9 protein-coding genes are annotated in these 11,005 nt (G+C 56.9%); 2 read left to right on the forward strand and 7 right to left on the reverse strand.

What is annotated here, in order from left to right; genetic code table 11:
* Positions 1-113: 113 nt before the first annotated feature.
* Positions 114-1,289 (forward strand): helix-turn-helix transcriptional regulator, encoded by a 1,176-nt coding sequence (locus tag FFV09_RS23690; protein ID WP_170314949.1) that lies wholly within the window; start codon positions 114-116, stop codon positions 1,287-1,289.
* Between the two features lie 115 nt (positions 1,290-1,404).
* On the opposite strand, the gene FFV09_RS05655 is transcribed toward FFV09_RS23690, so the two are convergent.
* The 4 genes from FFV09_RS05655 to FFV09_RS05670 all read right to left on the reverse strand — a co-directional run bounded on the left by FFV09_RS05655 (position 1,405) and on the right by FFV09_RS05670 (position 6,308).
* Entirely contained in the window at positions 1,405-1,728 is a 324-nt protein-coding gene (locus FFV09_RS05655) for a spore coat protein (protein WP_141446854.1), read from the reverse strand.
* Between the two features lie 13 nt (positions 1,729-1,741).
* The gene (locus tag FFV09_RS05660; protein ID WP_141446856.1) at positions 1,742-1,936 is read right to left on the reverse strand and encodes a spore coat protein; all 195 of its coding nucleotides are present in this window, start codon (positions 1,934-1,936) and stop codon (positions 1,742-1,744) included.
* Positions 1,937-2,062: 126 nt separating this feature from the next.
* Positions 2,063-2,797 carry a glycerophosphodiester phosphodiesterase gene (locus tag FFV09_RS05665; protein ID WP_141446858.1) on the reverse strand — a complete coding sequence of 245 codons (735 nt, stop codon included), beginning with the start codon at positions 2,795-2,797 and terminating at the stop codon, positions 2,063-2,065.
* Between the two features lie 205 nt (positions 2,798-3,002).
* On the reverse strand, positions 3,003-6,308 hold the full coding sequence (locus FFV09_RS05670) for an ATP-binding protein (RefSeq protein ID WP_170314950.1): 3,306 nt from the start codon (positions 6,306-6,308) through the stop codon (positions 3,003-3,005).
* Positions 6,309-6,563: 255 nt separating this feature from the next.
* On the opposite strand from FFV09_RS05670, the gene FFV09_RS05675 reads away from it, so the two are divergent.
* A complete protein-coding gene (locus tag FFV09_RS05675) occupies positions 6,564-7,283 on the forward strand; it encodes a response regulator transcription factor (protein ID WP_141446861.1) in 720 nt (239 codons plus the stop codon).
* 313 nt (positions 7,284-7,596) lie between these two features.
* On the opposite strand, the gene FFV09_RS05680 is transcribed toward FFV09_RS05675, so the two are convergent.
* The 3 genes from FFV09_RS05680 to FFV09_RS05690 form a co-directional block, all read right to left on the reverse strand.
* Positions 7,597-8,421, reverse strand: coding sequence for a carbohydrate ABC transporter permease (locus tag FFV09_RS05680; protein ID WP_141446863.1), 825 nt, complete (start codon positions 8,419-8,421; stop codon positions 7,597-7,599).
* Positions 8,414-9,343: a carbohydrate ABC transporter permease gene (locus tag FFV09_RS05685; RefSeq protein ID WP_415663190.1), complete on the reverse strand. Its 930-nt coding sequence runs from the start codon at positions 9,341-9,343 to the stop codon at positions 8,414-8,416. The genes FFV09_RS05680 and FFV09_RS05685 overlap by 8 nt, the downstream gene beginning before the upstream one ends.
* Positions 9,344-9,632: 289 nt before the next feature.
* On the reverse strand, positions 9,633-10,934 hold the full coding sequence (locus tag FFV09_RS05690) for an ABC transporter substrate-binding protein (RefSeq protein WP_141446865.1): 1,302 nt from the start codon (positions 10,932-10,934) through the stop codon (positions 9,633-9,635).
* Positions 10,935-11,005: the final 71 nt, after the last annotated feature.

Consider the following 11,005-nt stretch of genomic DNA (forward strand, 5'->3'; position numbering starts at 1 on the left):
CATCTCCCGAAAAGGTGTCTATTCATGAAACCTTTTTGGCGTAAAAAGAAAAAGAATATCGGTGACCCCACATAGGCGGCGTACGCCATCTTCAACGACAGGAGGAAGAAGGTATGAAAAAAGCGGAACGGCTCAACGTCATGCAGCGCTACGCTTACCGCAAACGGCGGTTCACGCTGCGCGAGCTGATGGAAGAATTCGGCATCTCCCGCAGTACCGCGATCCGCAGCGTTCAGTCAATGGAAGAACTGGGCCTGCCGCTGTACGCGGAACACGGGCGCGGCGGCGGCTACCGCGTGCTCGATACCGCCTCGCTGCCGCCCGTCTCGTTCACCGACGACGAAGTGCTGTCGCTGTACTTCGCCATGCAGGCGGTGCGCGGCACAGCCGGCGATCCGTTTCGCGTCTCGTTCGCTTCGATCCATGCCAAATTCATGGACGTCGTCTCGGAGGAGCAGCGTAGGCAAATCCAACGCTTCGAACACCGGATCGCTTTTTCGTCGCACGAATCCGCCGCCTCTGCCGAACCCGGCGAGCATCTGGAGCAGCTGCTGCAGGCGGCGGTGCGCGGCCAAGTGCTGGCGATCCGTTATGCATCCGGCTCAGGGGCCGGCTCCGGGCCCAACCGTCGTCCGGACAGTTCGCCCGATTCGCCCGGTCCGTCCGAACAGGCGATCCCCGGTCGTCCGCCCGGTTCGCCCGATCCGCCCGATCCGCCCCGTTCGCCTGAACAGGCGATCCCCAATGGTTCGCCGGGAACGCCGGAAGCAACGGAAGCGCCGCCGATCGACGCCAGCCCCGGCCGCCCTTCGGGTCCGGCGGCGCGCCGCATCCAGCCTTTTGCCGTCTATGCGGCGCGCGGATTCTGGTACTGCCGCGCTTACGACCTGGACAAAAGCGATTACCGCGTCTTCCGCTGCGACCGGATCTTGTCCGCCGAACCGGTGGCGGACGAACCGCTCGCGGACCTGCTTCCGCTTGATCTGCGCGATGCCCACACCCTTCGCCGCCCGTCGCCGCAAGCGATCCCGTTCCGCTGCGCCGTCGCTCCCGAAGCCGTATCCCGGCTGCGGTGCGGCCTGTATCCGTCGATGACGTTGACGGAACCGGACGCCGGGCCGCAGGGCGAGCCGGGCGGCGCGATTCTCTCCGGCACGTATGAGCCGCAGGAGACGGACTTTATCGTCTCTTTTCTCGCCGGCTTCGGCGAATCGTTCCAAATTCTGGAGCCGGAGACGCTCCGGACGCTTCTGCGGGCGCATTATTTGCGTCTCATTGAACGGCTCTAGCCGATCCACTCTTCCGGCTCCGCCCTCCCGAACGCGCAGCAAAAAGGCTGTCGAGCGCTGCTCGACAGCCTTGCTATATGGACGAATATCGCGAACCCGCCGGATTCCGCTTCGATCAAGCTTTGCTCTGCTGCACCACTTCAAGCGCAATCTCCGATTTTTTCACGTCGTGATCGATTTGCTCCTGCAGGTCGTAAGGATGGTACAGCTCGTTCTCGATCATGTAATCGGCGATTTGCTGGTGCGTTTTGATAGCCGTATCCAACTGGGATTTGAGCACTTTACGCACTTTCGGCGAAGCCGCTTCGGTCAGGGCAATCGCGTAGCTGCGCACGGCCGTTTTGGCGGACAGCAGCATATCGGTGGCGATCGCCATGTCGTTCATCGGCGTTACGGCTTTGACAAGCGTTTCTTTGGTCATCGATTTTGGCGTAGTCATCGGTAAACCCTCCTCAGCTGATCAAAAGTGTTTTGAGTTCGTCGATTGCTTTCATACAATTGTCGATGTCTTCCTGCATGAGCGCTCTCAGCTTCTCGTCCTGAACCAGTCCCGACATCGCTACGGCTTTGGTCACACAGGATGTTTTGAGAATCACAAGTTCGTGGATCTCAAGTTTTTCGTGCAAAGCGAGTTCCTTCGTTGCCATCGTGATGCACCTCCAGTGGATTTGTCTAAAAGAATAGTACCCGATCCCGAAGAACGTAAACAGTTTCGCCTTATACTATCTTTTTATGTTTTTTTTGCTAAATAAGTTCGATTTGCGTTTTCTCGTTCACTCCGCTTCCGCCAAAGCCGTACCTTCCCGCACCGCGATCAGTTTCGCCGGGTCGAGCGTCGTGATCGAATGCACGCCCCACTGCGCCAGGCGGCGCATGTCGTCGGCTTCGGCGACGGTCCAGGCGAATACGTCGAGGCTTTGCTGCCGCGCGGCGGCAAGCAGCTGCGGGCGCACGGCCTGATACGGTACGTTCAGCCCGAAACAGCCGGCCGTGCGCGCTTCTTCGCAGGCCTGACTGACGGCGTCTTCGTAACTGAGGCTGCGAAAGCTGTCGACGTTCACGTTCAGCAGCTTGCGCAAATACGGGCCGATCCGGTTCGCGCGTACCGCCCAGTCGTATTCGCAGCCGCTCAAAAACACCCGGTCGTCCATTTTCATCTGCTTGACGAGGACGGATACCGGCTCCAGCGCGTCGGCCGTCTTGATATCGAGATTCATTCGTTTGCCCGTCGTGCGAATCCAGCTGAGCACGTCCGCAAGCAGCAGGATCGGCGCGGCCGAATCGGCTTCCAACTCTTCGAGCGTCAGCTCTTTGAGGCTGCCCCGGCGTCCCCGGGACAGCTTCACTTCGTCGTCATGGGCCAGCACGGGCACACCGTCGACCGTCACGCGAATATCGTCTTCGTACACATCCACGCCCAGCTTCAACGCGGCACACAGCGACTCCAGCGAATGGGCGAGATAGCCCATACATCCGGTATGCGCGGTAATCAGCGGAAATCGGTTCATAGCCGGTGTCCTCCTTCGGATAAATGAATGCTATAGGTTGGAAATCGGTCATATGGGCGAAAACGGCTTGGCATGCGAGGCAGTTCCCCACAGGTATTCTTATAATAAAACCCAATAATTAGATATGTAACCGTATCGTGTTAATCTTCTGTAAATAAATAAACCGACCTTCTCCGCAGAGAAGACCGGTCTTGAACGACTTGGCTTAATCGAGCACGTAGAGCGGCAGCGTGAAGACGAACGAACTGCCCTGCCCCACCGTACTTTCCACGGAAATGGTACCGCTGTGATGCTGGACGATCCCTTTGGCGATCGCGAGTCCGATCCCGCTGCTCTGCACCGTATGCCGACCGTGCCGCTCCCGGAAAAAGCGGTCGAACACGAACGGCAGCGATTCTTCCCCGATCCCTTCGCCGGTATCTTCCACGCAGACGGTAAGCTGTCCGGGCGATTCCCCTTCCCACTCCTCGATCGAGCAGCGAAGCGTGATCGTGCCTCCCGCTTCCGTATGCCGGATCGCGTTGAACACGAGATTGGTCAGCACCTGGGTGATCCGGTCCGTGTCGATTACGACTTGATAATGCCCAAGCTTGGCCGCGGTCACGGTCGATTCGAACTCGTAGTTCAGATTCGCCTGGACAATGTCCAACTTGAACTTCCCTTGGATCGTATCGATCCATTCCCCCAGACTCGTCATCATGAAGACCATGTCGGACTTGCCGGACTCCAGGCGGGACAACTCGAACAGATCGTGGATCAGCCGGTTCAGGCCGAGCGCTTTGACGAGCACCATTTCCAGATACGTCTTCCGGTCTGCTTCATGCTCCACGAGCCCCGAGACGATCGCTTCGACATAACCCTGAATCGCGGTCATCGGCGTACGCAGCTCGTGCGAGATGTCGCTGAGCAGCCGTCGGCGGGACAGCTCCAGACGGCTCAACGCTTCGTTCTTCTCTTCCAGTTCCAGGGTGCGGCCCTGAATGCGGTGCTCCAGATTCGTATTCAATTCCGACAGCTGCCCGTTCAGCTCCGCCAACTGCCGACCGTTCAGACTCAGCTCCTGGGCGGACCTTTTGAGCAGCAGCAGCGTCCGTACCCGGCTGACCAGTTCGTTGCGGCCGATCGGCTTCGAGATATAATCGTTGGCCCCGGCGGCAAAGCAGGCGGCAATCGTGTCGTCGCGGCTGCTTGCCGTCATGATCAGGATCGGCAGATCGATCAGGCTGTAGCGCTCCCGGATCCAGCCGCACAGTTCATAGCCGGACATGCCGACCATCATCATGTCCGTGATGACCAGATCGATGTCTGTCAATTCGTTCATGCGCTCCAGCACTTCGGCGCCGCTGCTTGCGACTTCGAACACGCAGTTCAGCGGCGCCAGCTGCTGAATGACGACCTGCAGGTTCACCGGCTCGTCATCCACGATCAGCACGCGGTACGGCTGTTCGTCCGAATCGTCTCCGGCGGCCGCGGCGGCAGGCGCGACCGAAGCCTGCACTTCTGCGCTCTCCGGCACGAAATCGTCGGCCCAGCGCCCGGCGAACACGGACGGGGCTTTGTTCCTGCGCTGCCCGATCGTGAACGAGAACCGGGAGCCTTCATCGACTTTCGATTGGACCCGGATCTCTCCGCCGTGCAGTTCGACCAGCTGCTTCGTAATCTTCAAGCCGAGTCCCGTTCCCGTATTGTCGATCGAATCCAGCTTCTCGAACGGTTTGAAAATCATGGCGAATTTGTGTTCCGGGATGCCGATTCCGGTATCTTCGACCTGGATCTCCACTTCGCCCTGCACGCTCTGCACGCGAATGACGATATGGCCGGACGGCGTATACTTGATCGCGTTGCCGACCAGGTTGAACAGAATCTGCTGCATGCGGTTCTCGTCGGCGTAGACTGTCGGAAAATGGGGATCGATCCGGTTGTGCAAAATGAGGTTTCGGCCGGTAATAAGCGGTTTGACCACCGTCAGCACGACCTGTACCAGTTGATGCAGATTGATCGGGGTCCGGTTCAGCTGCACGTCTTTATTTTTGAGCAGGGCATAATCCAAAATATCGTTAATGAGAAAAGACATGCGTTGGCCGCTGGACACGATCATATCGAGATGCAGCCGCTGGCTGTCGTCCAGTCGATCGCCCATGCTGTGCAGCATCGACTGCGTCAGCCCGATAATGCCGTTCAGCGGCGTGCGCAGCTCGTGGGACGTGTTGGCGAGAAATTCGTCTTTGACCCGATCGAGATCGAGCAGGCGCGCCGACAGGCGTTCGTTCGTCTGGATCGCATTGGAAAATTTGGTCGCCACGATCACGGACAGGCAGACAATGAGAAACAGGATGCCGTAGGAAAAGTAAAGGCCGGTATGGATCACGCCGTTGCTGGTGAGGATATCGTTGAGGACCGTCATGAAAAAGACCAAGCCGCCGGCCAGCATCCAGCGGGCGCCCGGAAGCTTCTTCAGCGCGGCACGAATCACGTACCAGATCACCGCGAACCCGACCAGAATGGCGTAAGCCTGCATGACGGACGCCAGATCGGTATACACCTGGGCCGGCGTGAACAGAATGAACAGCGTACACAGCAGCCCCGGAATCCACAATGCGTTGCGCATGCGCTTGGACATTTGATTGGGAAAAATGGAATAGCAGAACAATACGCACAGCGGCGCGCTGCCTACGAAACCCAAATATTCAAGCTTCAGCAGGACGTTGTCGCTCAGTCCCGGGATCAGCTCCGCCAACACGTACTGCGAATGGCCGCTGTTCTTCATCGCCAGCACGAGGCAGACGAGGCCGAAATACAAAGACTCCCGGTTTTTGCGCAGCAGCGCGTACAACAGAACATGATACAGCCCCATAATCAGCATACAGCCGATGACCATGCTCTCGGTGACCAGCTTGTTTTTCATCTGTTGTTCCAGACGATCGTATTCGCCGAGGGTGAGCGACCCGAACAGGCCCGCTTTGCGCTGCGTATAATTGGAGACTTGAATAATAATGTCCGCCTGGGACTGGCCGGCTTCGATCCGCGTCAGCGCGGGCACCATATAAGGCGAAGCTTCCGCCCGCGTTCGGCCGACCGTGCCGCTCTCTTCGACGAGCTTGCCGTTGATCCACATCCGGTGCGCCGAAGTGATGCCTGTCGTGATCAGCCCCAGTTCGACGTCTTTGTCGGGGATGTCCACGACGAGGCGGTAGGTGGCGAATCCGCTGCTGCCCAGCTTCTGCCCGTCGATCTCGTACCCGGTCCAGGATCGCGGCACGTCGATATAACGAGCCGGACCCGTGCGTCCGTTCGCAAAATCGGCCGGTTCCAGCAGTTGGTTCCAATAGAAGGCCCATGCTCCGTCGAGCGCAATTCCGTCCGCGGCAAATTCGGTCTCGCCCGGTACCGACAGAGGCTCGCCCTGCGGGTTTGGGCCGGACGACGATCGAGACACCATCAGCCCGGCGAGAATCAGAAAAAACAAAACCAGAAGCGCGATGCCGGAGCGGGTCAATATACGTTTTTTCATAATATTCCCACCGCTTGAGTTCCTCCCTTTTCCCGAAAATGAAACCCGAGTCGGCAGCTTCATTCACGTATCATAGCATAGTCTTCACGCCTGGCAAGATCGCCTGGAATCTTCATGTTCAAACGAGGCCCGGAAGCCTGCCGTTTCTTGTCGAATTTTAAATATTCAATCGACTTGGCCGCGTTTGCATGAGATAATCGAATCAGTAAACAAGGACTTTAGACATGCGATATCCCCAAGGAGACTGAACGCCCCATGTCCTTCAACAAAACGGTTCTGATCGTCGACGACGACCCCGAAATCAACGAGCTGCTGACGATGTCTCTCAAACGCGAAGGCTTTCATACGGTGTCCGCCTATACCGGCGCGGAAGCGCTGCGGGCGGCCCAGCAGCATCTGCCGGACCTCGTGCTGCTCGACGTGCTGCTGCCCGGCATGGACGGCTTCCAGATCTGCAGCGAGATCCGCAAGACGAGCAACGTGCCGATCCTGTTCGTCAGCTGCAAAGACGAAGCGACCGATAAAGTGCTGGGCCTCGGCCTTGGCGGCGACGACTTCATCTCCAAGCCTTTTAGCCCGATCGAGCTGATCGCGCGCGTCAAAGCCCATATTCGGCGCAACAACATGCCGCCCAAGCCGGAAGAGCAGATTGACGAGACGCTCGTGTTCGACAACCTGCTGATCGACCCTGCCGCGCACCGCGTGCTGGTCGATAACAAGCCGATCGCCTTGTCCGCCAAAGAATTCAACCTGCTGCTTCATCTCGCCAAAAACCCGAACCGCGTCTACAAAAACGAACAGCTCTTCTCCCTGCTCTGGGACGACTTCCATATGGGCGACACCCATACGGTCATGGTACACATCTATAATTTGCGCAAAAAACTGGAGAAGAACCCCGCCAAGCCGCACTATATCCGCACGATCCGCGGCGTCGGCTACAAGTTCAACGACAAACCGGCCGAAACGGCGGAGTAACGCCTTTTTTTGCGAAGTTCTTTTCGTCACATCCTATAAACGACGCCAAGCATTCAAGCCCGACACAAAAGGCCCTTCCACCTATTCCGAGGTGAAAGGGCCTTTCTTGGTTGTCATATTCTTTTCCGTTGAAAACGCGAGGCAGCAGGGCTGGGGTCCGTGAAGGAGCGACAGCGTTCGCCTTTGAAAACGGGAAACCTCTGCTTCAACCTCATCGAAGTTTCCCGTTTTCAACCAGCGACCGTAACGACCCCAGCCCGTATGCCCGCTATCGTTTTCCAAAGAAAAGGCATACGGCTTACTCAAATCAAGGCTATTTGACCGACCCCACCATGCCTGCAACGAAGTGCTTCTGCATGAGGAAGAATACGAGCGCCGTCGGAACCGTCGACAGCACGATCGCCATCATGATCAGGCCGTAGTCCGGCGCGTAGCCCGAACCGAGGTTCGAAATCAGCAGCGGAATCGTCTGGTTCTCCGGCGATTGCAAGATGACGAGCGGCCACATGTAGTTGTTCCAGCTCGACATGAACGTGATGATTGCCGCTGCCGCGTACGTCGTTTTCATCGTCGGCAGGTAGATACGGAAAAACAATCCGAGTTCCGTCAGTCCGTCCATACGGCCGGCTTCCAGCAGCTCGCGCGGGAACATTTTGGTGCTTTGACGGAAAAAGAAGATCAGGAACGCCGTCGTGAACGTCGGAATGACGACCGCCGCCGGCGTATCGATACCGAAGGTCGGGAAGAAATTGGTGATTTTACCGAACATGCGGTACAGCGGAACCATCAGGGCCGCGAACGGAATCATCATCGACAGCAGCAGGATCGAGAAGACGATGTCTTTCGCTTTGCTGCGGTAGATTTCGAAGCCGTAACCGGCGAGCGAAGCGATCAGCATGGCGAGAATCGTCGTCGTGATCGAGATTTTGGCCGAGTTGCCGAGCGCGTTCCAGATGTCGACGCTTGCCGTCAGGTTGCGCAGGTTGTCGAGCATGTGCGCGCCCGGCAGCAGCCGGCCCCGCGTGACGTCGACCGACAGGTTGGTAGAGCTGACGATCATCCAGAAGAACGGGAAGATCGAGATAAAGGCCGCGAGACAGAGGAACAAATACATGGACGCTCTTTTGGCTTTAAGCATTGCGATCACCTGCCACTTTGAATTGGAGGAAGGACAGAATGACGATCATGATTACGATGGAATACGACACGGTAGCCGCGTAACCGAAGTCGGCCGAATATTCGAACGACAGATTGTAGATGTACTGCGAAATGGTGGTCGTCGCGTTGCCGGGACCGCCTTTCGTAATGTTCATGACTTCATCGAACAGCTGCAGCGTACCGATCGTCGACGTGATCGACGTGAACAGGATGATCGGTTTGAGCAGCGGAACCGTGATGCTGAAAAACTGGCGGAACGCGGAAGCGCCGTCGATGCGGGCCGCTTCGTAGATCGACTGGTCGATATTTTGCAGACCCGACAGGTAGAAGATCATGTTGTAGCCGGTCCAGCGCCACGTGATCGCGATAACGATCGTCACTTTGGCCCAGAACGGATCGGTGATCCACTGAATCGGGAGGTTGATCAGGTGCAGATTGAGCAGCATCGCGTTCACGAGGCCGTCCGGCGCGAACAGGTATTTGAAGACGATCGAATACGCGACGAGCGACGTGATACACGGCAGGAAGATCGCGGTGCGGAAAAAGCCTTTGAATTTCAGTTTGCGGTCGTTCAGCAGAACCGAGATGAACAGCGCGAGAATGATCATGATCGGCACTTGGAACAGCAGATAGATGAACGTGTTGCCTACGGCAGTGAGGAACATTTTATCCGTGAACAGCCGCTGATAGTTGCCGAGGCCGTTGAATTTCATATTGATGCCCGTGCCGGTCTGGAACGACAGGATCAGAGCCTGGATCATCGGATAGAAATAAAAAGCGGCGATCAGAATGACGGAAGCGGCGATAAACATCCAGCCGACCAATCCCGATTTGAAGCGACGGCCGCGGCCGGATTTTTCTCGATGTGGAGTCAATTGCATTGCGGGACCTGTAGTCTTCATCCGATATCCCTCCTTAAATTACGTAGTGAACTGGTTTGGCGAAAAGACTTGAGCCGATTTGCGGCTGCTTGCGACGGTGCAAAAAAGCTTGATCAACCATGGCGGAAGAACCCCCGCATAAAGGGTGTGTTTTCAAACGCGTCGCTTGCCGTTTGAAAACACAACGTATAACCGGGAGTTCACCGCTAGTTTTCGGTTGGTCGGGCCATCGCGCAAACGCCGGGCAGGCTGACCTGCCCGGGTGCGCTTTTTACGGAAAAGCCTGTTGTTGAAAAGGGAGAGCCTATGCTTATTTCAACTGCGCTTCGGCTTGGGCTTGAGCGTCTTTCATGACCGCGTCCACGTCTTTGGCGCCGCTCAGGTAGTTCTGAACTTCAGCCGACAGGATGTCTTCGATCACGTAAGTGTGCAGACCGTAGTTGACTTTAGGCACTTCGGTTGTCCATTTCGCGAAGTCGGAGTAGATCTTCTGTCCTTGGAAGAACTCGTCGGCTTCTTCGTAAGCGGTACCGCCCGAAGCGGCTTTGAGCGTTCCGAGTACGCCGATTTTGCTCAGCATTTCCTGGTACAGTTCGGCGTCGGAGCCGAATGTGGTGGACATGAAGTCGGCTGCCGTTTCCTGGCCGTCCATGTTCATGACGTACCACGAGCTGCCGCCGGAGTTGGAAGCGTTGATCGAATCGGCCGTGTCTTTCAGGCTTGGAATCGGAACGACGGCCCATTTGCCGGATTGCGAAGCTTCAGCTTTGATGGAAGGCGTGATCCAGTTGCCGGTCGGCACGGAAGCGACTTCCCCGCTGTTGAAAGCGGCTACGAATTGGCTCCAGTCGGAGTTCATCTTGACGATGTCGGCATCGAACAGCGCTTTGTACACTTCAAGCGATTCCTTGAAAGCGGCGTTGCCCACGATGTTCGGCGTCACGCCGTCTTCCTTCAGATACCACGAACCTGCGGATTGCAGCATGATGCGCAGAATGCCGAGGTCGTTCGGATCTTGCGTCAGCATTGCTTTGCCGGTCGCTTCTTTGACTTTTTTGCCAATTTCGATGAATTGATCCCAGTCGATGTTCGTGACGTCTTCCAGCGTGTAGCCGGCTTGTTCCAGGTAATCGGTACGCACGTACAGGCCGGTTACGCCGGAGTCGAAAGGAATGCCGTACTGCTTGCCGTCGACGCTTGTCGGGCCCGCTTTGTAATCGGCGAAATCTTCGGCTTTGATCGTGGCGGACATGTCGCGGAACGAATCCGGATACGCTTGCAGGAAGTTTTGCGCCCGGTAATCTTCGATCAGGACGACGTTAGGCAGTCCTTTGGTCGTGCCCGAGTTGAGGCCGGTGTTCAGCTTCTGCACGATATCGGCCTGCGCGTTCTCGATGATGTTGATCGTTACGTCCGGGTGATCCTTGGCGTATTTCTCTTTGGCCAGGTTCAGCGCGGCGATGTTGAAGTTCGGGTCCCAAGCCCAGATCGTAATCTCTTTTTTCTCCGGGTCCGAGCTCGAAGCGGTTGTACCTCCGCCGCCTCCCGAGCATGCCGACAACATCAGTGCCGAAGCCGCGAGCGGCAGTAAAACTTTTTTCCAGTTTTTCATTTTCGTTCATCTCCCCTGTTTATCATGATGGTCTGACACCCTTTTAATTCGTGAAAATCGGTGATGTAAGC

Source organism: Saccharibacillus brassicae, from assembly GCF_006542275.1.
Lineage (GTDB): Bacteria > Bacillota > Bacilli > Paenibacillales > Paenibacillaceae > Saccharibacillus > Saccharibacillus brassicae.